Annotated in this window: 15 protein-coding genes, 2 tRNA genes and 3 rRNA genes; 13 read left to right on the forward strand and 7 right to left on the reverse strand. The window is 40.9% G+C overall.

All coding sequences use genetic code 11. The annotated features are described in order from the left end of the window. The first annotated feature begins 19 nt into the window (after nt 1-19). The 8 genes from tyrS to AC2117_RS00110 all read left to right on the forward strand — a co-directional run bounded on the left by tyrS (nt 20) and on the right by AC2117_RS00110 (nt 8,564). Nucleotides 20-1,252 carry a tyrosine--tRNA ligase gene (gene tyrS, locus AC2117_RS00075; protein ID WP_133971046.1) on the forward strand — a complete coding sequence of 411 codons (1,233 nt, stop codon included), beginning with the start codon at nt 20-22 and terminating at the stop codon, nt 1,250-1,252. 186 nt (nt 1,253-1,438) lie between these two features. Then, on the forward strand, nt 1,439-1,939 hold the full coding sequence (locus AC2117_RS00080; RefSeq protein ID WP_133971048.1) for a hypothetical protein: 501 nt from the start codon (nt 1,439-1,441) through the stop codon (nt 1,937-1,939). A gap of 516 nt (nt 1,940-2,455) precedes the next feature. Next, nucleotides 2,456-3,993, forward strand: a 16S ribosomal RNA gene (locus tag AC2117_RS00085). Between the two features lie 59 nt (nt 3,994-4,052). Continuing rightward, nucleotides 4,053-4,129, forward strand: a tRNA-Ile gene (locus tag AC2117_RS00090). Between the two features lie 56 nt (nt 4,130-4,185). Continuing rightward, nucleotides 4,186-4,261, forward strand: a tRNA-Ala gene (locus AC2117_RS00095). Between the two features lie 370 nt (nt 4,262-4,631). Then, nucleotides 4,632-7,525 (forward strand): 23S ribosomal RNA (locus AC2117_RS00100). A gap of 183 nt (nt 7,526-7,708) precedes the next feature. After that, a 5S ribosomal RNA gene (rrf, locus tag AC2117_RS00105) occupies nt 7,709-7,823 on the forward strand. Together the 16S, 23S and 5S rRNA genes with 2 tRNA genes alongside form the textbook arrangement of a ribosomal RNA operon. A gap of 144 nt (nt 7,824-7,967) precedes the next feature. Further along, nucleotides 7,968-8,564: a glutathione S-transferase family protein gene (locus AC2117_RS00110; RefSeq protein ID WP_133971050.1), complete on the forward strand. Its 597-nt coding sequence runs from the start codon at nt 7,968-7,970 to the stop codon at nt 8,562-8,564. Between the two features lie 61 nt (nt 8,565-8,625). Here the strand turns inward: AC2117_RS00110 and AC2117_RS00115 are convergent, their stop codons facing one another. Next, nucleotides 8,626-9,327, reverse strand: coding sequence for a TIGR04219 family outer membrane beta-barrel protein (locus tag AC2117_RS00115; protein ID WP_133976101.1), 702 nt, complete (start codon nt 9,325-9,327; stop codon nt 8,626-8,628). A 640-nt stretch (nt 9,328-9,967) separates the two neighbouring features. Between AC2117_RS00115 and AC2117_RS00120 the strand changes: the two genes are divergently transcribed. Continuing rightward, nucleotides 9,968-11,446 carry a sodium-dependent transporter gene (locus AC2117_RS00120; protein WP_133971052.1) on the forward strand — a complete coding sequence of 493 codons (1,479 nt, stop codon included), beginning with the start codon at nt 9,968-9,970 and terminating at the stop codon, nt 11,444-11,446. 12 nt (nt 11,447-11,458) lie between these two features. Then, a complete protein-coding gene (locus AC2117_RS00125; RefSeq protein ID WP_003654330.1) occupies nt 11,459-11,602 on the forward strand; it encodes a methionine/alanine import family NSS transporter small subunit in 144 nt (47 codons plus the stop codon). Nucleotides 11,603-11,641: 39 nt separating this feature from the next. Here AC2117_RS00125 and rsmB read toward each other — a convergent pair whose 3' ends face one another. Beyond that, nucleotides 11,642-12,943, reverse strand: a complete 1,302-nt coding sequence (rsmB, locus tag AC2117_RS00130) for a 16S rRNA (cytosine(967)-C(5))-methyltransferase RsmB (protein ID WP_133971054.1) — start codon at nt 12,941-12,943, stop codon at nt 11,642-11,644. Further along, nucleotides 12,940-13,902 (reverse strand): methionyl-tRNA formyltransferase, encoded by a 963-nt coding sequence (gene fmt / locus AC2117_RS00135; RefSeq protein ID WP_133971056.1) that lies wholly within the window; start codon nt 13,900-13,902, stop codon nt 12,940-12,942. Before fmt ends, rsmB begins: the two co-directional genes overlap by 4 nt. 348 nt (nt 13,903-14,250) lie before the next feature. Between fmt and ilvD the strand changes: the two genes are divergently transcribed. The 3 genes from ilvD (at nt 14,251) to AC2117_RS00150 (ending at nt 18,495) form a co-directional block, all read left to right on the forward strand. Continuing rightward, a complete protein-coding gene (gene ilvD, locus AC2117_RS00140) occupies nt 14,251-16,080 on the forward strand; it encodes a dihydroxy-acid dehydratase (protein WP_003654323.1) in 1,830 nt (609 codons plus the stop codon). A gap of 314 nt (nt 16,081-16,394) precedes the next feature. After that, a complete protein-coding gene (locus AC2117_RS00145) occupies nt 16,395-17,684 on the forward strand; it encodes a hypothetical protein (protein ID WP_133971058.1) in 1,290 nt (429 codons plus the stop codon). 79 nt (nt 17,685-17,763) lie between these two features. Next, nucleotides 17,764-18,495 (forward strand): sulfite exporter TauE/SafE family protein, encoded by a 732-nt coding sequence (locus tag AC2117_RS00150; protein WP_227549215.1) that lies wholly within the window; start codon nt 17,764-17,766, stop codon nt 18,493-18,495. Here AC2117_RS00150 and AC2117_RS00155 read toward each other — a convergent pair. From AC2117_RS00155 to AC2117_RS00170, 4 genes are all read right to left on the reverse strand, one after another. After that, nucleotides 18,492-19,397, reverse strand: a complete 906-nt coding sequence (locus AC2117_RS00155; protein WP_133971060.1) for a LysR family transcriptional regulator — start codon at nt 19,395-19,397, stop codon at nt 18,492-18,494. The two genes, AC2117_RS00150 and AC2117_RS00155, sit on opposite strands and share 4 nt — an antisense overlap. Nucleotides 19,398-19,501: 104 nt before the next feature. After that, nucleotides 19,502-20,797 carry a solute carrier family 23 protein gene (locus AC2117_RS00160; RefSeq protein ID WP_042895980.1) on the reverse strand — a complete coding sequence of 432 codons (1,296 nt, stop codon included), beginning with the start codon at nt 20,795-20,797 and terminating at the stop codon, nt 19,502-19,504. Between the two features lie 297 nt (nt 20,798-21,094). After that, nucleotides 21,095-23,779: a phosphoenolpyruvate carboxylase gene (gene ppc, locus AC2117_RS00165; protein WP_133971062.1), complete on the reverse strand. Its 2,685-nt coding sequence runs from the start codon at nt 23,777-23,779 to the stop codon at nt 21,095-21,097. Nucleotides 23,780-23,949: 170 nt separating this feature from the next. Further along, nucleotides 23,950-24,573, reverse strand: a complete 624-nt coding sequence (locus AC2117_RS00170) for a TetR/AcrR family transcriptional regulator (RefSeq protein WP_133971064.1) — start codon at nt 24,571-24,573, stop codon at nt 23,950-23,952. Between the last annotated feature and the right edge of the window lie 78 nt (nt 24,574-24,651).

The following is a 24,651-nucleotide window of genomic DNA, read 5'->3' on the forward strand; positions in this document are numbered from 1 at the left end:
CGCACAAATTGAATAACTGATGTGTTTAGGTTTTGTGATGTCAAATTTCTTGCCCGCCGAAGAACAGCTTGCCCTCATCCAACGAGGCACGCACGAAATTATTTCAGAAGAAGATTTACTGAAAAAGCTCAAAGAGAACCGTCCTCTTAAAATTAAAGCTGGTTTTGACCCTACAGCACCAGATTTACATTTAGGACATACGGTTCTTATTAATAAATTAAAAACGTTCCAAGATTTAGGTCATGAAGTAACCTTCTTGATTGGTGACTATACTGCCATGATTGGCGACCCGACAGGCAAAAGCGCGACCCGTCCGCCGTTGTCACGTGAACAAGTAGAAGCGAACGCTAAAACTTATCAAGAACAAGTTTTCAAAATATTAGACCCAAATAAAACAAAAGTACGTTTTAACTCAGAATGGTTTAATCAGAAGTCTGCTGCTGACCTTATTCAGTTGGCAAGCCAACAAACCGTATCTCGTATGTTAGAGCGTGATGACTTTACAAAGCGTTATAGCAACCATCAGCCAATTGCGATCCACGAGTTTTTATATCCTTTAGTTCAAGGCTATGACTCTATTGCACTTGAAGCTGACGTAGAGTTAGGTGGTACAGACCAGACTTTTAACTTACTTATGGGCCGTACTTTACAAAGTCGTTATGGCCAAGAATCACAAGTGTGTATCACTGTACCGATTCTAGAAGGTTTAGATGGCGTAAATAAAATGTCTAAATCTTTAGGTAACTATATTGGTGTATTTGATACACCAGGGGCAATGTACCAAAAAGTTTTATCAATGCCTGATTCTTTAATTGAACGCTATTTCGATTTACTCAGCTTTAAATCTCTAGATGAGATCAAAACTTTATTAGATGAAATTGCTGCTGGTCGTAATCCGCAAGAAGTAAAACGTATTCTTGCACTTGAACTAGTTGAACGTTTCCATGATGCAGAAGCTGCAGCTAATGCACATAAAAGTGCTGGCAACCTTATTACAGAAGGTGAAGTACCCGAAGATACCCCAGAAGTGACTATTTCACGTGGTGAGTTTGGTGGAGAAATCTTTATTGCCACGATTCTACGTTTAGCAGGCCTGAATCCAAATGCAGCAGCTGCAAAAGATGCGGTAGCTCGTGGTGCAGTAAAAGTTGACTGGAAAGCTGTTGATGCAAGTTTCTCTGTAAAAGAAAACGGTACTTTCATTATCCAGTCAGGTAAAAAAGCAATTGCACGTGTAACGTTTACTGACTAAGAATGTTGTGTCGTGATAAAAAGCAGGAGTAATCCTGCTTTTTTTATTTAAGGATTACAAAAACAATTCAACGTTCCACGTGGAACAATCTAATCATCGTAATAATGAAAAAGTAATCAAAGCAAATAAGAAGAAAGAAATATAGGTTGAGCGTAGAGTATTTGCTCTAATATATCTTTGGAATCTTTGGAATCTTTGGAATCTTTGGAATCTTTGGAATCTTTGGAATCTTTGGAATCTTTGGAATCTTTGGAATCTTTGGAATCTTTGGAATCTTTGGAATCTTTGGAATCTTTGGAATCTTTGGAATCTTTGGAATCTTTGGAATCTTTGGAATCTTTGGAATCTTTGGAATCTTTGGAATCTTTGGAATCTTTGGAATCTTTGGAATCTTTGGAATCTTTGGAATCTTTGGAATCTTTGGAATCTTTGGAATCTTTGGAATCTTTGGAATCTTTGGAATCTTTGGAATCTTTGGAATCTTTGGAATCTTTGGAATCTTTGGAATCTTTGGAATCTTTGGAATCTTTGGAATCTTTGGAATCTTTGGAATCTTTGGAATCTTTGGAATCTTTGGAATCTTTGGAATCTTTGGAATCTTTGGAATCTTTGGAATCTTTGGGGGCTATATATGCCTATAACTTCTATAGAAGACATATAAAATTCAAGATGAGCTACATATTCTGAATATAAGAATTAATAAAAGTAGTGAAAATGCCTAAAAAAAAGGCATATATATCACTTTTTTCGTAAAATAGTAGAAAAAAACGGCACTCGATAGAAAAAGGCTGAAATACCCCTTGCAAAGGGTTTTTAATCCTCTATAATGCACATCCATCGGCGGTGATGCAGATAGAAACTTGTTGAAAAACAGTTACTTGGAATTGAGTAGATTGCTTTAAGTGATAGATTTGATGAGAAGTTGGTTTTGGAAATAAGTTTTAAAAATATCGAAATTACCTGTTGACTTTTAAGAGATTAAGAGTAATATAGCCGACCTAGCTTGCTGGTGACGAACCAGTAAGAAGATCATTAAGAGATTATGAAGAACAACTTGTGTGGATTTTTACTGATTGATTGATCGAAATATTATCATTGATTGATTGGTTTAAATTACTCGAAGTTTATTTGAGCGAAATTTAAGTCAGAAAATTGATGAGCCAGAATTGGCACCTTGTCTTTAATAAGGTGCAAAATGATTTTTAACTGAAGAGTTTGATCATGGCTCAGATTGAACGCTGGCGGCAGGCTTAACACATGCAAGTCGAGCGGAGTGATGGTGCTTGCACTATCACTTAGCGGCGGACGGGTGAGTAATGCTTAGGAATCTGCCTATTAGTGGGGGACAACATTTCGAAAGGAATGCTAATACCGCATACGTCCTACGGGAGAAAGCAGGGGATCTTCGGACCTTGCGCTAATAGATGAGCCTAAGTCGGATTAGCTAGTTGGTGGGGTAAAGGCCTACCAAGGCGACGATCTGTAGCGGGTCTGAGAGGATGATCCGCCACACTGGGACTGAGACACGGCCCAGACTCCTACGGGAGGCAGCAGTGGGGAATATTGGACAATGGGCGCAAGCCTGATCCAGCCATGCCGCGTGTGTGAAGAAGGCCTTATGGTTGTAAAGCACTTTAAGCGAGGAGGAGGCTACTGAAGTTAATACCTTCAGATAGTGGACGTTACTCGCAGAATAAGCACCGGCTAACTCTGTGCCAGCAGCCGCGGTAATACAGAGGGTGCAAGCGTTAATCGGATTTACTGGGCGTAAAGCGCGCGTAGGCGGCTAATTAAGTCAAATGTGAAATCCCCGAGCTTAACTTGGGAATTGCATTCGATACTGGTTAGCTAGAGTGTGGGAGAGGATGGTAGAATTCCAGGTGTAGCGGTGAAATGCGTAGAGATCTGGAGGAATACCGATGGCGAAGGCAGCCATCTGGCCTAACACTGACGCTGAGGTGCGAAAGCATGGGGAGCAAACAGGATTAGATACCCTGGTAGTCCATGCCGTAAACGATGTCTACTAGCCGTTGGGGCCTTTGAGGCTTTAGTGGCGCAGCTAACGCGATAAGTAGACCGCCTGGGGAGTACGGTCGCAAGACTAAAACTCAAATGAATTGACGGGGGCCCGCACAAGCGGTGGAGCATGTGGTTTAATTCGATGCAACGCGAAGAACCTTACCTGGCCTTGACATAGTAAGAACTTTCCAGAGATGGATTGGTGCCTTCGGGAACTTACATACAGGTGCTGCATGGCTGTCGTCAGCTCGTGTCGTGAGATGTTGGGTTAAGTCCCGCAACGAGCGCAACCCTTTTCCTTATTTGCCAGCGAGTAATGTCGGGAACTTTAAGGATACTGCCAGTGACAAACTGGAGGAAGGCGGGGACGACGTCAAGTCATCATGGCCCTTACGGCCAGGGCTACACACGTGCTACAATGGTCGGTACAAAGGGTTGCTACCTAGCGATAGGATGCTAATCTCAAAAAGCCGATCGTAGTCCGGATTGGAGTCTGCAACTCGACTCCATGAAGTCGGAATCGCTAGTAATCGCGGATCAGAATGCCGCGGTGAATACGTTCCCGGGCCTTGTACACACCGCCCGTCACACCATGGGAGTTTGTTGCACCAGAAGTAGGTAGTCTAACCGCAAGGAGGACGCTTACCACGGTGTGGCCGATGACTGGGGTGAAGTCGTAACAAGGTAGCCGTAGGGGAACCTGCGGCTGGATCACCTCCTTAACGAAAGATTGACGATTGGTAAGAATCCACAACAAGTTGTTCTTCATAGATGTATCTGAGGGTCTGTAGCTCAGTTGGTTAGAGCACACGCTTGATAAGCGTGGGGTCACAAGTTCAAGTCTTGTCAGACCCACCATGACTTTGACTGATTAAGGTTATAGACAGAAAGATACATAACTGATGATGTAAGCTGGGGACTTAGCTTAGTTGGTAGAGCGCCTGCTTTGCACGCAGGAGGTCAGGAGTTCGACTCTCCTAGTCTCCACCAGAACTTAAGAGAAGTTCGGATTACAGAAATTAGTAAATAAAGATTTAGATCTTGGTTTATTAACTTCTGTGATTTAAGTATCACGGTATTAAGCATGACCTGACGAAGGCATGTTTATTCATTAACAGATTGGCAAAATTGAGTCTGAAATAAATTGTTCACTCAATAATGAAAAGAGAAGAAGTAATTCTAATCTTGGAATTCATTGAGAACTAGCAAATTAACTGAATCAAGCGTTTTGGTATATGAATTAGATTGAAGCTGTACAGTGTTTAAATACACAGTACTTCAAACTGTAAGAGATTGATGAGGAATCATTGATCATGTCTTATTACTCCTTGTAGGTAATAACGACTGTTTGGGGTTGTATAGTCAAGTAATTAAGTGCATGTGGTGGATGCCTTGGCAGTCAGAGGCGATGAAAGACGTAATAGCCTGCGATAAGCTCCGGGGAGGCGGCAAATATCCTTTGATCCGGAGATTTCTGAATGGGGGAACCCACCTACTTTAAGGTAGGTATTGCAACATGAATACATAGTGTTGCAAGGCGAACGAGGGGAAGTGAAACATCTCAGTACCCTTAGGAAAAGAAATCAATTGAGATTCCCTTAGTAGCGGCGAGCGAACGGGGATCAGCCCATTAAGTTATGTGTGTTTTAGTGGAACGCTCTGGGAAGTGCGAACGTAGAGGGTGATATTCCCGTACACGAAAGGGCACACATAATGATGACGAGTAGGGCGAGGCACGTGAAACCTTGTCTGAATATGGGGGGACCATCCTCCAAGGCTAAATACTCCTGACTGACCGATAGTGAACCAGTACCGTGAGGGAAAGGCGAAAAGAACCCCTGTGAGGGGAGTGAAATAGATCCTGAAACCGCATGCATACAAGCAGTGGGAGCCGACTTGTTCGGTGACTGCGTACCTTTTGTATAATGGGTCAGCGACTTATATTCAGTAGCGAGGTTAACCGTATAGGGGAGCCGTAGAGAAATCGAGTCTTAATAGGGCGTTTAGTTGCTGGGTATAGACCCGAAACCAGGCGATCTATCCATGAGCAGGTTGAAGGTTGGGTAACACTAACTGGAGGACCGAACCCACTGTCGTTGAAAAGCCAGGGGATGACTTGTGGATAGGGGTGAAAGGCTAATCAAGCCTGGTGATAGCTGGTTCTCCCCGAAAGCTATTTAGGTAGCGCCTCGGACGAATACCATAGGGGGTAGAGCACTGTTTCGGCTAGGGGGTCATCCCGACTTACCAAACCGATGCAAACTCCGAATACCTATGAGTACTATCCGGGAGACAGACTGCGGGTGCTAACGTCCGTAGTCAAGAGGAAAACAATCCAGACCGCCAGCTAAGGCCCCAAAATCATAGTTAAGTGGGAAACGATGTGGGAAGGCATAGACAGCTAGGAGGTTGGCTTAGAAGCAGCCACCCTTTAAAGAAAGCGTAATAGCTCACTAGTCGAGTCGGCCTGCGCGGAAGATGTAACGGGGCTAAAACTATGTGCCGAAGCTGCGGATTTGACTTTTAAGTCAAGTGGTAGGGGAGCGTTCTGTAAGCCGATGAAGGTGTATTGAGAAGTATGCTGGAGGTATCAGAAGTGCGAATGCTGACGTGAGTAACGACAAAACGGGTGAAAAACCCGTTCGCCGAAAGACCAAGGGTTCCAGTCCAACGTTAATCGGGGCTGGGTGAGTCGACCCCTAAGGCGAGGCCGAAAGGCGTAGTCGATGGGAAATTGGTTAATATTCCAATACTTCTGTGTAATGCGATGAGAGGACGGAGAAGGTTAAGTCAGCCTGGCGTTGGTTGTCCAGGTGAAAGGAAGTAGGCATGCATCTTAGGCAAATCCGGGGTGCTCTATGCTGAGATCTGATAGCAAGCTGTACTTGTACAGCGAAGTGGCTGATACCATGCTTCCAGGAAAAGTCTCTAAGCTTCAGTTACACAGGAATCGTACCCTAAACCGACACAGGTGGTCAGGTCGAGTAGACCAAGGCGCTTGAGAGAACTCTGCTGAAGGAACTAGGCAAAATGGTACCGTAACTTCGGGAGAAGGTACGCTGTTGTTGGTGATGGAACTTGCTTCCTGAGCTGATGACAGCCACAGAAACCAGGCCGCTGCAACTGTTTATTAAAAACATAGCACTCTGCAAACACGAAAGTGGACGTATAGGGTGTGATGCCTGCCCGGTGCTGGAAGGTTAATTGATGGGGTTAGCGTAAGCGAAGCTCTTGATCGAAGCCCCAGTAAACGGCGGCCGTAACTATAACGGTCCTAAGGTAGCGAAATTCCTTGTCGGGTAAGTTCCGACCTGCACGAATGGCATAATGATGGCGGCGCTGTCTCCAGCAGAGGCTCAGTGAAATCGAAATCGCTGTGAAGATGCAGTGTACCCGCGGCTAGACGGAAAGACCCCGTGAACCTTTACTGCAGCTTGACATTGAACTTTGACCTTACTTGTGTAGGATAGGTGGGAGGCTTTGAAGTTGGAACGCTAGTTCCAATGGAGCCGTCCTTGAAATACCACCCTGGTAATGTTGAGGTTCTAACTCTGCCCCGTAATCCGGGGCGAGGACCATGTCTGGTGGGTAGTTTGACTGGGGCGGTCTCCTCCTAAAGAGTAACGGAGGAGTACGAAGGTGCGCTCAGCGTGGTCGGAAATCACGCGTAGAGTATAAAGGCAAAAGCGCGCTTAACTGCGAGACCCACAAGTCGAGCAGGTACGAAAGTAGGTCTTAGTGATCCGGTGGTTCTGTATGGAAGGGCCATCGCTCAACGGATAAAAGGTACTCTGGGGATAACAGGCTGATACCGCCCAAGAGTTCATATCGACGGCGGTGTTTGGCACCTCGATGTCGGCTCATCTCATCCTGGGGCTGAAGCAGGTCCCAAGGGTATGGCTGTTCGCCATTTAAAGAGGTACGCGAGCTGGGTTTAGAACGTCGTGAGACAGTTCGGTCCCTATCTACCGTGGGCGCTGGAAATTTGAGAGGATCTGCTCCTAGTACGAGAGGACCAGAGTGGACGAACCTCTGGTGTACCGGTTGTGACGCCAGTCGCATCGCCGGGTAGCTATGTTCGGAAGGGATAACCGCTGAAAGCATCTAAGCGGGAAGCCTACCTCAAGATAAGATTTCCCTAGGACTTTATGTCCTCTAAAGAGCCGTTCGAGACTAGGACGTTGATAGGTTGGATGTGGAAGCATAGTGATATGTGAAGCTGACCAATACTAATTGCTCGTGAGGCTTGACTATACAACACCCAAGCAGTTGTATATATGGCATCAATCGATTCATTAATATGCAAAGCAACTTGATTTAGTTATATGTTTAGCTAAAATGAACAAAATTAAAGTAAGACTCAATCAGCCCATCTGTAAAGATTTGGAAAACGCATCGGCAACCAATAAGACCAATGCAAGTATCCATACCAGTTGTGCTGGCGACCATAGCAAGAGTGAACCACCTGATCCCTTCCCGAACTCAGAAGTGAAACCTCTTAGCGCTGATGGTAGTGTGGGGTTTCCCATGTGAGAGTAAGTCATCGCCAGCTCATTATTCTAAACACCCCCTACTATGTAGGGGGTGTTTTTTTATGTGGAAAGTAAACTGGAAATACCATGAAAGATTAAAGATTTATGCTATAAATAATAAGAAAATTATCTATTTAAGCTAAAATAATAAGGGAGAACTACTTATGAGAATCTATGGGGATGTAGGTTCCGGTAATTGTTATAAGATTAAATTATTACTTTTCTTATTAAATATTAAGCATGTATGGATTCATATTGATATTTTAAAAAAAGATACTCAAACAACAGAGTTTTTATCCTTAAATCCTAATGGAAAAATACCTGTATTAGCTCTGGATGATGGTCGTGTTTTGAGTGAATCGAATGCTATTTTAGGTTACTTAGCTGAGGGAACAAAATTTATTCCTAGAGATCCTTTTATTAAAGCCAAAATGTATCAGTGGATGTTCTTTGAGCAGTATAGCCATGAACCATTTATTGCTGTTGCCCGTTTTATTAATAAATATTTAGGTTTACCAGAAGATAGAAGAGCCGAATATTATAATTTACAGCCAAAAGGGCATAAAGCATTATCTATTATGGATAAAGTATTAGCGGAGCACGACTATCTTACAGGACCACAACTCACTATTGCTGATATTGCGCTATATGCTTATACACATGTGGCTGATGAAGGTGGTTTTGATTTAAATTTATATCCCAACATTCAGGTATGGTGCCAAAGAATTCGAAAATATTCAGGTTATGTAGGTATGAGTTAATTAAAAAAGAACTCACAGGGAGTTCTTTTTAAGTATGAGAGAAATTTCGAGTTTTTCTGGTTTAGAAGTGAGCTTCTAAACCTACATAGGGGCCTTTAAACTCAAACTTAAGATCGTTGTTATCGTAGTCATCTAAATCGATATTGAGTACGCGATAGCCTGCTGTTAAACCAAGATCAATGAGTAGATTATCTGCAAATTTATATTTTACTTCTGCTAATGCATCTGTGATTCGTGCATCGTCAAAGTTTGTATAGGTTGCTTCACCTTTAGCACTTAAACCTGTAAATGGAAGTTTTACTTCACCAGACAAGTAAGCAATAGGGTATGTTTTATCAATATCCACACGCTTGCCTGTATAAGCAGTGATATCACCATTTAATACAGTTGCACCAAGTCCCGCATCTACACTCACAATATTGTCTAGTAATTCATAATAGAGAATAAAATCACTATGATCTAAATCAACTTTATAGTTAGCTTGACCTAAGATTTCTGATTTAGTTTGAGTATTTAAATTTACATAACGAATTTTTGCATTTGGAATAAATGGAATCGGGTGTTCTACTGACAATGAGAGCTGAGCACTGCCTTTTTGATCTAAATCTTGATCATTAGGGAATTGAGAAGACATATTAGCTTTACCATCATAAAACCAGTAGCCTACGTCTCCTTTTACTCCAACAAAGTCTGCTTGAGCAAAGCCACTTAAGCCCATCCCGAGCGTTAATAAAGATATTTTTAATATTTTCACTTTGAACATCCGCATAAAAGAAATCTTTAAGCGCATGATATAGACATCTTGCTACAGATGCATTGATAAAAAACATGAGTCTGAAGCGTATATTGTTAATAATTTTTATAGTTAAGGAAAATATTAATTATTTCATATAATTAATATTTTCCTTTTAATTTGGATGATATGAACCCTTTACCGATTTTAGTATAAATTTTGTCATCTAAAAAAATAGGTATTATCAAATCCAATTGAAAATTGAAGAACAAATTAATGGATAAGTTGAGTAATTAAATAGGATTTTTTAGGAATTGGAAGAAAATATCATTGAACAATATTGAGTGCTTATATGCTTTAAGCGTAAAGATTAGCTGAAAAATAACCAATTGTGATAAAAACTCAGAAAATTCGTAAAATTTCTGACGGAAATTACAGTAAAAAGAAATAAAAACAGGTATTGTTCAGCTATATAGGAGCAAAAAATGGACAAAAATCTTTAAGGAAGAATTTTCTATTTTTGCTTGTTTGAAATGAAAATAAAAATACTCACAAGGTGTCTTTTATTCTCAATCAAACACAAAAGTATTCTTTTGGTTCTTTTTTTGCATGCGGAATAACAATCAACAATAGCAGTAAAAATAAGCAATCTTTTAACATTAGGTGTTCTATGACAGATTCTCGTGAAAACTGGACGTCACGATCTGGTTTTATTATTGCAGCCGTTGGTTCGGCTGTAGGCTTAGGTAATATTTGGCGCTTTCCATACGTTGCTTATGAAAATGGTGGTGGTGCGTTTCTTATTCCCTATTTATTAGCACTCATTACTGCTGGTTTACCTTTACTATTTTTAGATTATGCGGTTGGTCATCGTAGTACTGGTTCACCTCCTAAAGCGTATCGTGCCTTATTTAAAGGTGGAGAAACATTAGGATGGTGGCAGGTGTGTGTCTGTATCATCATTGGTTTGTATTATGCAAGCGTTCTGACGTGGGCAGGCAGTTACGTTTACTTTTCTATTGGTCAAATGTGGGGAAGTGATCCAGAAGGTTTCTTCTTTAATACTTATTTGCAAACCTCAAAAGCGACTGGTTTTGATCTACAGTTTGTAGGTCATTTATTCTGGCCGATTGTGGGGATTTGGGCACTTACTTTAATCATTCTTTATGGTGGCGTGAAAAAAGGTGTGGAATTATCAAATAAGATTTTCATGCCTTTATTATTCATTTTATTTACTATTTTAGTGGTTCAGTCATTGCGTTTACCAGGTGCAGCTCAAGGTTTGAATGCATTCTTTACGCCAAACTGGTCTGCAATGATGGATTATAAAGTTTGGTTAGCCGCGTATGGCCATACTTTCTTCTCATTATCTGTTGGTTTCGGGATTATGGTGACTTATTCATCTTATTTGAAACCGAAAACCAATTTAACTGGTTCTGGCTTAATCGTTGGTTTTGCTAATGCGTCAACAGAGATTTTGGCAGGTATTGGTATTTTTGCAGCGCTTGGCTTTATGGCACATGCGGCTGGTACTGAAGTTAAAGATGTAGTGAGTGGTGGGATTGGGTTAGCATTTATTGCATTCCCTAAAATTATTTCAAGTTTAGGTACAGGCGCCGATTTATTTGGTTTCTTATTCTTCTCTTCACTTTTCGTCGCAGGTATTTCTTCGATGGTCAGTATTTTGGAAGTGCCTATTGCAGCAATGCAAGATAAGTTGAAATGGGGCCGTAAAAAAGCTGTAACAATTATTGGCGGCGGTAGTGCGCTTGTATCGATTATCTTATTCTCAAGTGTAAACGCAATTAAACTTGTTGATATTGTTGACCACTTTATTAATAACATCGGGATTATTGGTGGTGCATTACTATCGATTATTAGTATAGCTTGGTTTAAGCGTTCTGCGTTGATGGAACTTCGTGATCATGTGAACCGTATCTCAACCATTCAATTGGGTAAGGGATGGGATTTTACTCTAACGGTCATTACGTCATTAATCTTGTTAACCACACTCAGTATGACTGTTTTTAATTTGATCAAAAATGGCTATGATACTTATAGTATGAGTTTGCAAGGTGTATTCGGCTGGGGCAGTGTGATTTTCTGTGCGGTCGTTGCAATCGCGTTAAGCAAAATGAAAGATCGCTAGGAGAATAGAATAATGAATACTTCAGCAATCGTAATGATGGTAATTTCGATGGTGTTTTTATGGGGTGGATTAGCTTTATCCATTCTGCATTTGTCGAAACATCCTGAAGAGTTAGATGATGTTTTAGAAGAGGTAAAAGATCAGCATACGCTTTGATACTGATCTAATAAAAAGCAGGCTCGAAGCCTGCTTTTTTTATGCGATTTTTTGAATTTTACAATAATAGAATCCATCACCAGACTGTGCTTGTGGTAGCAACTGTCGACCGTGAGTTTGTTCAATTCCCCAATCAGCTACAATCTTGATCTCTTTTGCATCTGTATGTTCAGCAAAAAAAGCCATCATTTGTTGCTCATTTTCGACTTTTAAAATCGAACAGGTAATATAGAGCAGCGTGCCTCCAACTTTAAGCTGTTGCCACATGTGCTCCAAAATCTGCTTTTGTAAATCGGCAGTTTGAGCAATATCTGTAGATTGGCGTAACAGACGTATATCAGGATGGCGGCGAATAACGCCTGTTGCAGAGCAAGGTGCATCTAGCACAATACAGTCTACTGGCTGTGCTGGAACCCATTCGGTTGCATCTGCTGCTAGAATTTCTGTATGGCTCTGATCAAGTGCTAAACGATTTAAATTTTCAGTCACACGGACTAAACGGTTAGAGTCCTGATCAATAGCAATCAGTTGTGCTGGCTTAAATTTTTCGAGTAAATGAGCTGTTTTTCCACCTGGTGCTGCACAGGCATCAATCACAGTTTTATTATTTAAGTCTGGCAAGAGTTCTGCACAAAGTTGAGCGTGTTCATCTTGTACAGAAACCCAGCCTTGTTCAAAACCAGGTAAGTGAGTAATTTGAACAGATTGTTCAAGGACGATACCTGCTTCAGATAAAATACACGCACGTGCTTGTATGTCTAAACTTTGTAGTTTGGCTAAATAAGCATCTCGATCAATATGGCGTTGATTAACCCTTAACGTTAAAGGAGCAATTTGTTTTAAAGATTGGCAAAGAGATTCGGTTTGTTCTCCCCAATCTTTTTTTACACGTTTATAAAGCCAACTCGGTAAGCCATGCGCTTGTTGTAAACCTTGTTGAAACTCATCTTCACGAGTAGCTCGACGTAAAATCGCATTAACAATGCCGCTGAGTGCGGGGAACCCAAGTTGTTTGGTAGCATCTACTGTTTCTGAGATCGCAGCGTGTGCGGCAATACGCGTGCATAAAATCTGGTAAAGACCCACATACAGACAAGTTTCAACAGTCTCATTATTTAATGGCTTACTGAGTAAAGGTAAGCTAATTGATTTAAGAGCAAACCATTGACGTAATGTTCCTAGAACAAGTTCATGAAATAGCGCACGGTCTCGTTCTGCGACTTGATTAAGCTGTGTATTTAAAATACTGGCAAGAGAGTGACCTTGCTGAACTTTTAATAGAGTCTGGACGACTTGAGCACGTAAGTTAAAACGTGACGAATGAGAAAAGGCCTGACTCATGGCAGAATTTGTCCTACATGAAGTTTCTGGGTTTGTGCAATTTGTTGGGCATTCATTGCTTTGCCGCCTGGCCATTGCACACTGGTCAGACAAATAAACGAGTCTTGACCACACGCAATATGTACACCTTGCTTATCAATTAAAATAATTTCACCAGCTTGGGCATTTGATTTAGTCTGAGCTGAAATTGTTGAGTTCCAGATACGTAGAGCATTGTTTTCATCAAGCTGAATGAAGGCAACTGGCCAAGGGTTGAAGGCGCGAATGTTTCGGTCAAGTTGAACAGCATCAATTGACCAGTCAATTCGAGCTTCCGACTTTACTAATTTATGTGCATATACCGTTAAGCTTTCATCTTGAACTTCGCGTTCTGCCAGATATTTTTGTAATGTTGCTTCTGATTCTAAAACTGCACAAATTGCTGATGCACCTTGAACAGCTAATTTGTCGTGTAGGCTGCCTGAGGTGTCTTCGTTAGTGATTGGACAAAAGGTCTTATACATCATATCGCCTGTATCTAAACCGGCAGCCATTTGCATAATCGTAATACCTGTTTCTTCATCACCTGTTGCAATCGCACGTTGAATTGGTGCGGCACCACGCCAACGTGGTAATAATGAACCGTGGATATTTAAACAGCCATATTTAGGTGTATCGAGCACAGCTTGTGGAAGAATCAAACCATAGGCAGCGACTACCATTACATCTGCACCTAAAGCTGCAAGTTCTTGTTGAGCTGCAAGCCCTTCTTCTGTAGACGCTTTAAAGTGAAGTGGCTGATAAACTGGAATATCATGCTCAAGGGCAAGCTGTTTTACGGAAGATGGTGTTAATTTTTGTCCGCGACCAGCTTTACGGTCTGGTTGGGTATAAACCGCGATAATTTCATGGGAAGTTTTTAATAAAGCCGCCAATGCTGTTGCAGCAAATTCAGGGGTGCCAGCAAAAATAATTTTCACAAATGCATTCCAAAAAGAGTTTGTGGGTAGTATACGTGAAAAACGATTGAAGCCCTAAACTCATAGCTATTGAGGCATTTGGTTTTTAAATAGTGAACAAAAAATTATTCAAAAATTTTTATTGATAAAAAAAGGTTATGAAAAAATAAAAAATTATTCATGGAAGTTTTGCCAAATATTGACTGACTATTACTGTTCTTGGCTTTCAGAATATTATTTGCTTCTATAGAATGGAGAATGATCAAATTATGATGATGAGTCAATATTCCGACTGATCTAACGCTATATCAGAATCATTCAGCCAGAGTGGGAGAAATTTCGCTCAAGCACAACTTGTTGGAAACACTAATGCCTGACTATCGTTCAAAAACATCGACACACGGAAGAAATATGGCTGGCGCACGTGGCTTATGGCGTGCAACAGGAATGAAAGATGAGGATTTCGGCAAACCGATTATTGCGGTGGTCAATTCATTTACTCAATTTGTTCCGGGCCATGTACATCTTAAAGATCTAGGGCAGCTTGTTGCAGCAGAAATTCAGGCATCAGGTGGTGTTGCTAAAGAGTTTAATACGATCGCAGTAGATGACGGTATTGCAATGGGGCATGACGGCATGCTCTATTCACTGCCTTCACGTGATTTGATTGCTGACTCAGTTGAATACATGGTAAATGCGCATTGTGCTGATGCTATGGTCTGTATTTCTAACTGTGACAAGATTACTCCAGGAATGCTCATGGCTGCGATGCGCTTGAATATTCCTGTAGTTTTTGTGTCTGGTGGACCAATGGAAGCAGGTAAGGTCAAATTCCGCGGTAATGAAAAAGCGATTGATCTTGTTGATGCAATGGTTGTTGCAGCTGATGAAAGTTATACAGACGAAGAAGTTGAAGAATTTGAACGTTCGGCATGTCCAACCTGCGGTTCATGTTCAGGTATGTTCACTGCAAACTCAATGAACTGTTTAACAGAAGCTTTAGGTTTATCTTTACCGGGTAATGGTTCGATTGTTGCGACTCATGCTAATCGTAAAAAATTATTCTTAAAAGCAGGCCAGCTTATTGTTGAATTGGCTAAGCGCTATTACGAACAAGAAGATGCAAGCATTTTACCTCGTTCAATTGCAACAAAGGCTGCATTTAAAAATGCGATGACGCTTGATATTGCAATGGGTGGCTCAACCAATACCGTTCTACATTTATTGGCTGCTGCAAGTGAAGCAGAAGTTGACTTTACTATGGACGATATTGACGAGTTGTCACGTCGAGTTCCTGTATTGTCTAAAGTAGCGCCTGCAAAACAAGATGTTCATATGGAAGATGTACACCGTGCAGGTGGCATTATGGCCATTTTAGGTGAACTTGATCGTGCGAATTTACTTGATGTATCACTACCAACAGTCCATGAGAAAACGTTAAAAGATGCGTTGGACAAGTGGGATATTATTCGTACTGAAGATGCAGACGTATATGAGTTCTATCGCTCATCTCCAGGTGGTGTACCAACACAAGTTGCATTCTCTCAAAATCGTTACTATGCAACTTTAGATGGCGATCGTGAAAAAGGCGTTATCCGCAATGCAGAACATGCATTCTCTAAAGATGGTGGTTTAGCTGTGCTATACGGCAACATCGCTCTTGATGGTTGTATTGTAAAAACTGCGGGTGTAGATGAATCTATTCTAAAATTTACCGGCACAGCGCGCGTGTTTGAGAGTCAAGATGCTGCTGTAGATGCAATCTTGGGTCATGATATTAAAGCTGGTGACGTCGTTGTTATTCGTTACGAAGGCCCACGTGGTGGACCGGGTATGCAAGAAATGCTTTACCCAACCAGCTATCTTAAATCGAAAGGTTTAGGAAAAGACTGTGCATTAGTTACAGATGGCCGTTTCTCTGGTGGTTCATCAGGTCTTTCGATTGGACATGTTTCGCCAGAAGCTGCTGAAGGTGGTGCAATTGGTTTGGTTGAAGATGGTGATACCATTGAAATTGATATTCCAAACCGTACCATTCACTTAAATGTTGATGATGCGACTATGGCGCACCGTCGTACAGTTCAAGAAGCGAAAGGCTGGCATCCAAAAGAAGAACGTAAACGTAAGGTATCAAAAGCGTTAAAAGTTTATGCAATGCATACAACAAGTGCAGCAAAAGGAGCTGTACGCGTTCTCTAAAATATTCAATTTTAATAATTGAGTAGAAAGCATGCACCTATCAACACGATGAATTGCTATCATGTTGAGGGTGCATTTTTCATGTCTGGTAAAAAAAATCAGCTTGTAGAAAAAGGTGTTTTTAGATCATTCTATGGGATTGACATAAAATGGTGATAAAATCTTCACCTACGCAGAAACTTGCTAAAAACATGACTTATTTTCTGCGTGATCTTAGGTAGTCATACTTTCAATCTTGACTACTGTTATACCTTGACTATGATCAAAGCAATCTTTGATCTCGCTTAGGATTTATTTTTTTAGAGGCACTATTCATGTCACTGCTACGCCGTTGGTTTGATCCTATCCGATCGAGTTGGTTTTACCAAAAACCGTCTCGTCAAGCGGTGTTACCCACGGAAAATGGTTTAAGTATTTATTTACGACTTGATGATGTATATAGCTATTTAGCTGTTCAGCAATTGTCTCAGCTCGATGAAATTTTAAGTGATGAGCTCAAACCTTTAAAAATTATTATTTCCCACACGGCATCTGAACCTCCGAACAGTATGTCACATGAAGAATGGCAAAATTATTGTTTAAATGATGCCAAAATATTGGCCAAACAACACCGTTTTGCTTTTGATGAATTTCCCGAAATCCCAAGCCAAGAATCTTTAAAACAGGCCGCTGTCATACTAAAAAGAACCCCATTACAAGGTCAGAATTTTTTACATTTATTAGAAGATATTTTTCACATGCTTTGGCAGCAACAATATGGAAAGTTGCGTACTTTACATGCCATGGCAGTTAAACATCAGCTTCCTCAACATTTTTCAGAACGTATTTTTACGGATGAGCCTGTAACGGCGGCATATTTTGAGTTTGGTGGACGTAAATATCATGCAGTAGATGATTTATTGCGTTTAACTCGTCGTCTAAAACAGCAAAAACTGCTTACAGGCAATCCAATCTTTTTAATTAATCATATCGAATGGCGTGAACATTTAATTAATGATGCTGAGGCACTGACTGAGATTCAGACACTTCATCCTGAACTCGATATATATATTGCTTTAGAAGATCCGATGAGTTGGCTGTTGCTTGCCTATATTAAGGAAGAACTGGCTGATTATTACGACATTCAATTAAAAGTTTATCCCTTAAGCTATCAAGGCCGAGACTGGTTTGACTGGAGTTTGGCAACACGTGTTTCTAAACGAACAGATGTAGCTTTTACCCCTTTTTGCCGCCCTACAGAAGAAAGTACGCTTGAAATGGCAAAGCTTTTCTATAGCGTGTCGGAAAATCAGCAAATCGATACGATATTTAGTATTTTGCAAGCAGTCTGGACGAAAGGAAAAGACTTATCTTTCCAAAAGCATTTCCAAGAATTACAGCAACAGTTGGGAATTGAGCAGTTAACCGAACAGGATGTACCATCTGTTCTAGCGCAAAATGATGCACTTTGCAAAGATAAGCATCAGCCTGATTTACCAGTTTTAGAGTTGCGTATTAATGATCAAAGCTATGTCTTTAATAGCTTGTACCGAGTTTGGATGATTGAAAGTATTTTTAGCAATGTATTAGAAGAAAAATATAAAACGGCCTCAACTTCTAATTGAGGCCTTCTCCTAAAAACAAGAATAGGGCAAAGCCTGTTTTTTTCCGTAGCATAACCTTGTAAGGAATCGGAGATAAACAGTGACTTTTTTAGCAATTATTATGGTGGTGTTTGCCTTTGCTGGCATGATTAAAGGCATGATCGGCTTAGGTTTACCTGCTGTATCGATGGGCCTACTCACCATAGCAATGAGCCCATTTCAAGCAGCTTCACTTCTGATCGTTCCTTCAATGGTGACCAATGTCTGGCAGCTTTTTGCTGAAGGTCATGTCTGGTCTTTTATTCGTCGTTTCTGGACTTTGCTCGTGGGCATTGTGGTGGGATCAATATGGAGCTTTTTACCTACTTTAAATCAAAGCCATGGGCACAGTAGTGAGATTTTGTTGGGCTGTATGCTAGCTTTATATGGGGTGTATGGCCTATGCGTTAAAAAGCTTCCGCACTTAGGGAAGTATGAGCGTTGGTTATCGCCCGTGATTGGGTATATTGGCGGAGCAGTCACTGTCGCAACTGGAGTCATTATTATTCCTGTCGTACCTTATTTGCAGTCTTTACATTTAAAACGTGATGAATTAGTACAGGCTTTGGGGCTGACTTTTACGGTATCAACTATTTGTCTGGCAGTCTTTTTACAGCATAACCCTATGTCAGGAATAACACTGGATTATCGTTTATCTTTCGCTGCTTTATTGGCGGCATTAGTAGGAATGTGGTTAGGTAAAAAAATCCGTTATCGACTTAATGAGCAGATATTTCGCCGTATATTTTTTATAGGTTTAATGTCGTTGGGAATATATATGATTTTGCACTAACATCCATTTTCTTGAGGACGATGTTGTAGTAAAAACTTAGAAAACAATTGATAGCTTTGAGGGAGTTGAGCAAAATTTTGGGTGGCTAATAACAATTTACGATTTGCCCATGCTCCGAGTAATTGAATCGAATGGAAACGATAGTCAGGTTGTAAGCGTTGAGCAGCACGGGCTGGCATAATGGCAATTCCGACTCCTTTAGCAACAACTTCTGCAATTGCGCCAAAATTAGGTAAACGTAAACGATACTGTATGTTAAAACCTAATAGCTTGGCCTGGGTTTCAATGGATTGTTGCAAAGAGTGATGCGGCATAAGGCCAATAAAGCCATAGTTCAAAGCATCTACCAAATTTAGTTCTCGGTATTGTGCTAAAGCATGTTCGGCAGGGCAGATCAAAACTAAAGGATCACTAGCGAATTCTTGCGTCTGTAAATGTCGAGTGTCAAAAAAGCTTGAAACGAGTCCTAATCTGGCCACACCTTTAGTTAATGCTTCTACAATTTCGGAGCTTTCAGCTTCATGTAAATCGATATTAATTTCAGGATGAAGTACCAGATATTGAGGTAAGAGAGGGGGTAAATATTCACTTTGTGCCGAGGAGTTACACCAAAGCGTCAATGATTCTGGAGCTTTTTGTCTAAAGCGCTGCATTTCTTGTTCTAGTTGATCTTTTTGTGCCATAAGCTGACGAGCATATTCGACAAAAGCATGTCCAGCAGATGTTAACTCGAGGCCAGTGGTATGGCGAATAAATAAAGGTGTATCAAAATATTGTTCGAGTTTTTTAATGCGTTCGCTAGCAGCTTGAAGGGAAATAGCAGAACGGTTAGCACCTTTGGTCAAGCTACCTGTAGAGACAATATGAAGAACCAGTTGTAAATCGAAAAAATCAAAACGCATAATAGGAACGTATTGAAATACAAAAATTCATCATACTAAAAACTGGAATAGAAAGGTGGTGAAAAATAATAATAAAAAAGGCAGCGGATGCTGCCTTTAGGAACTTAAGTTTTATCTTTTAAACTAAATAACCAGTTCAAAATAATGGCTGCAAAAGTTGCTGTACCAATGCCACCTAAATTGAAATTACCAAACGTCAATTCAAAGTTTCCGGCACCTAAAATAATTGTTACAGAAGCAACAATCAGATTTTTATTGTTGGAAAAATCGACTTTATTTTCAATCCAGATTTTCGCACCAGCAATGGTAATTAAACCAAACACGACAATAGACGCGCCTGTGAGAACCGCACTTGGAATGGTGCTAATGACTGCACCAAACTTTGGAGATAGACCTAAGAAAATTGCGAAGACACCAGCAATAACAAAAACAATGGTTGAGTACACGCGTGTTACCGCCATGACCCCAATGTTTTCACCATAAGTCGTCATGCCCGGTGCGCCAACGCTACCAGAGAGCGTGGTTGCCAAACCATCTGCAACAAATGCTTTGCCTAATTGTGGAGTCAGGTTTTCTCCCGTCATCGCACCTACAGCTTTAATATGCCCTAGATTTTCTGCTACTAAAATAAGAGCAACGGGTGCAATAATTAGCATGGCTTTAGTGTCAAAAGTAGGGTGTGAAAAACTTGGGATGCCGAACCATGCAGCCGCTGAAATCTGGCTAAAATCGATTGGTTTACCAAAACCTAAACCATTGGTCGTAATGGCATAAATCACGTAGGCCAAAATTAGACCGACCAATAAAAGTAGACGTTGTAATAAACCGCGTGTAAATACCGCAATGCTCCCCATACAAAGTACAGTAATGAGTGCCATCCACATTTCAAAAGGTTGGCCTGCAACACCTTTAATGGTAACGGGCGCAAGGTTTAAACCAATGATCATTACAATTGCGCCAGTAACGACAGGCGGCATGAGTTTTTCAATCCAGCGTGTACCAGTGAGCATCACAATAAAACCGATGAGGGCGTAAAATACACCACACGCTACGATTCCACCTAACGCCATAGATAGATTTGGATTTGCGCCAGAACCCGTAATATGCCCAGTTGCTGCTGCAACAACCCCAATAAAAGCAAAGCTTGAACCTAAATAACTTGGAACACGGCCTCCTGTAATTAAGAAGAACAGGATGGTACAGATTCCAGACATTAAAATGGCAAGATTTGGGTTAAAACCCATGAGTAATGGTGCTAAAACAGTTGCTCCAAACATGGCAAAAGCATGCTGGATACCTAAAATAGCACTTTGAACTGGTGGGAGATATTCATTGGTAGAGACCGGTCGGTGGTCAATATCACCTTGGTAAGGCTGCCATTTTGGAAACCAATTGGACATAAAATAAGCTCATTATTCTTTAATTGGTGCAATGATACTCTTTCTTGAGAATGCATTTAATCTCTAGAGAGAAGTATGTGAGTGAAAAATAATTATTTTTTAACGATTGGTATAATTCTATGAATTCTAAATATAAGGAATTAGTTATTTTTTTCTCATAAAGACTAATTTTTTGATTTTAAAAAAATATTCTAAAAAATAGAAAATCGAGGAAAATTTAAGAAAAATAGAGAATTTTGCAAGTAAAAAGCAGCACATCAAGATGCACTGCTTTGTCAAACGATCGGTAAAATCAGCTTAGCCTGTATTACGTAAACCAGCAGCAATACCTGCAATACTCACCATAAGCGCATGATCAACAGGTGTGTTTTCTGCCTGACGCTCAGCAAGATAGTCACGGCGACGTTTCATCAGTTCAGCCTGTAAAAGATGCAAAGGAAGTAAATATGGCTTACGAACCTGCATAGACTGATCAAGAACTTCATTATTGCTCAGCAGTTTTGATTCATCTTTTAATGCAAGCAGGGTTTCAACAGCATCTTTTAAACGCTGACGTAATTCATTGCCCAATATTTTTAAATCTTCATCTTCAGTCAGATGTGACTCGTAATAGAGCGCAATATTGGCGTCAGATTTAGACAATACCATTTCCAGCATATCAATGAGGGTCTGGAAATAAGGCCATTGCTGTAGCATTTCATCGAGTGTTGCTTTTTGCTGATCTGCAATCACTTCGTTAATAGCGGCCCCTGTACCTAGCCATGCAGGTAGCATTAAACGGATTTGGGTCCATGCAAACACCCAAGGAATCGCACGTAAAGATTCAATACCACCACTGACTTTACGTTTTGCTGGGCGTGAGCCTAATGGCAGCATTTGTAATTCAAGCTCAGGTGTGACGGTACGTAAATATTTAACGAAGTGTGGATTTTCACGCACTGTTTGACGATATACCTTCACGGAGTGATCTGTCATACGGTTCATGATTTCACGCCACTCAGCTTTAGGTTCTGGCGGTGGAAGTAAGGTCGCTTCGAGCGTGGCAGCGGTATAGATTTCAAGGTTTTGCATGGCAATTCCTTCTAAACCGAATTTGAAGCGAATCATTTCACCTTGTTCTGTGACTCGGATTGCACCTGAAATAGAGCCAGGTGGCTGTGAAAATAGTGCTTGTTGAGTTGGAGCACCACCACGACTAATTGAACCACCGCGACCGTGGAACAGAGTCAACTGTACGCCGTGTGTTTGAGCAATTGCAGTCAGCTCTTCTTGAGCACGATATTGTGCCCAGTTGGCAGACATAAATCCGGCATCTTTTGCAGAGTCGGAGTACCCGATCATGACTTCATGTTTACCCTGAATGTGCTGTTTATACCAATGCATATTGAACAGCGTATTCATGGTAGTTGCAGCGCCATCTAAATCCTTTAAAGTTTCAAATAGAGGAACTACTCGTAAAGGATGCTGAATGCCTGCTTCTTTTTGCAATAACAATACAGCTAAAACATCGCTTGGATATTCAGCCATAGAAATAATATAAGCTCCTAAAGATTCAGGCGGTTGGTCTGCCAAAGTACGCATGGTTGCAAATACTTCTTGAACATCTGGGTGTCCAATCAAACTGCCTTCAGGTTCATTAATATATTTCGGTAAAAGTGGTCGTTTGCTTTGTAGTTCCTGTATCAGGAAGTTTTGGCGCGCTTGTTCGGTCCACGATTCAAAATTACCTAAACCTAAATATTCAGTAATTGCTGAAATGGCTTGGCGATGACGACCTGATTCTTGGCGAATGTCGAGTTTAAGTAGTTCAATACCAAAACAGTTCACACGGTAGATAAAGTCGAGTAGTTGACCGTTAGCAATTTCAGGCAGGTTACTGTCGATTAAAGAGCGATAGCACAGCAATAATGGTTGTAAGAGCTCATCTTTACTTTTAATCACATTCGTATCGTCTGCTTCAAGTCCTTGCAAACGTTGAGCTAACCAGTGACGAGTCGCTTTTAAGCGTTCTCGTGTTGCACGTAAATACTCACGATACGGTTCTGCATGTTGGTTACCAATGGCCTGAATCATTTCTTCAGAACAGGTCTGGATTGAAAGTTCCCAACGCAAGTTTTCGATATCTCTTAAATAGAGATCGGCAGCTTGCCAGCGCGATAACCACAGAACTTCTTGTGTAATTTGATGGGTAACATTTGGGTTGCCATCGCGGTCTCCCCCCATCCAAGATGCAAAACGCACTGGTGCAATGTTAAGGGGTAAGTTTTGTTGGCAATTTTGTTGGACCAACTCATTTAACTCTCGAATAAATTTAGGTACTGCATTCCAGAGCGTTTGCTCAATCGTCGCAAAGCCCCATTTTGCTTCATCGACAGGAGTCGGGCGGTGCTGCCTGATTTCATCGGTTTGCCATGCCGAACTAATTTGTTGCTTTAAGTTGGCAAGTGCACTTTGACGCTCACGGGGAGTAAGTTTTTGCTGATCAAGCTGAGACAAACACGCATTGATATCATCATATTTTTGAATCAGTGTACGACGGCTGACTTCAGTTGGGTGCGCTGTAAGGACTAGCTCAATATTGAGATCACAAGTTTGCTGGAATAGTTTTTCTGTTGAAATACTTTTGTCTTTGAATTTTTCAAATAGATGAACAAGCGGATTCGGAGAGTTGGCATCCGAATCAAATTCTGCCTGTCTGCGGCTACGAACCACATGATATTGCTCGGCAATATTGGCAAAATTTAGGAAATGAGAAAAAGCGCGGGTAAGAGGAAGTAGCTCTTCATCGGGTAGTTCCAAAAATAATTGTTCTAGTTGTTTTTCGGCTTCAGCTTGACCATCACGTGCACCTTTGGCGAGAGCACGGATTTGCTCGATCTGATTAAACAGTTCTTGTCCTGCATGTTGTTTTAGGGTTTCACCTAACAAATTGCCAAGTAAACGGACATCCTCACGCAGTGGCGCATCGATTTGCTGAACCATGCTATTTTCTCCTGTTCTTATTCTTATCGAATATAGCGCGATTAACAAACATTCCAAGCTTTGAGCGTAAGAAAATGTGAATTTTTGCTTAAAAAATAACATTTAATTCGCTTATGGCATCTTAAAAGTAGACATGCACTCAGGGCAACTTTTAGCAATCGGACTTTGGTTTAATTCCGATATTTGAGTAAGAATAAATTAATTGCATCTTGAATAATCTGGTCTAGCTCTTGTGCATTAGGTACAGCAATAATTCTCAGTAGAACCTTATGGTGACGTACACCAAGCAATAAAGTTAAAAGAAGCTCTGTTTGATAGATCGGGTCATCGGCTTGAATAAAATCTAATTCAGCTGCTTTTTGGAGGAATGCGGCTAACTGATTTTGAAGTCGGGTATGAGATGCAGTAAAAAATTGTTCAGCTAAAGGGCTTTGTTCTGCTGCAAGTTCAAATAAAACGTGCTCAAGCTTAAGCGCTTCAGGTGAGTAAATAATTTGCAAGGCGCGTGAACATACAATAAAGAGCGCTTGATAAAAGTCTGCCGATGCATCTAATTCAAATTGTTTAGTACACAGTGTCTCTTCACAGGTTTCTGTAATCGCACAGATAAACAGGTTGGCCTTATCTTGAAAGTGATTATAAACCGTGAGTTTAGTGACACCTGCTTCCTGTGCAATCTGGTTCATGCTGGTACCGTGATAACCAGATTTTAAAAAAATGGCTTTAGCAGCTTGTAGGATCCGAGCACGTTTTTCCAGATCTTTGGGACGACCACTTTGATTAACTGTTTGCACAAAATCCTCTGACAAAAATTTAAAAAATAGCAATTTATAAGTTTTTCTTTAATTAATGTACCCATGAGTATATTAATT

Origin of the sequence: Acinetobacter calcoaceticus (assembly GCF_900520355.1) — a bacterium.
Classification (GTDB): Bacteria; Pseudomonadota; Gammaproteobacteria; order Pseudomonadales; family Moraxellaceae; genus Acinetobacter; species Acinetobacter calcoaceticus_C.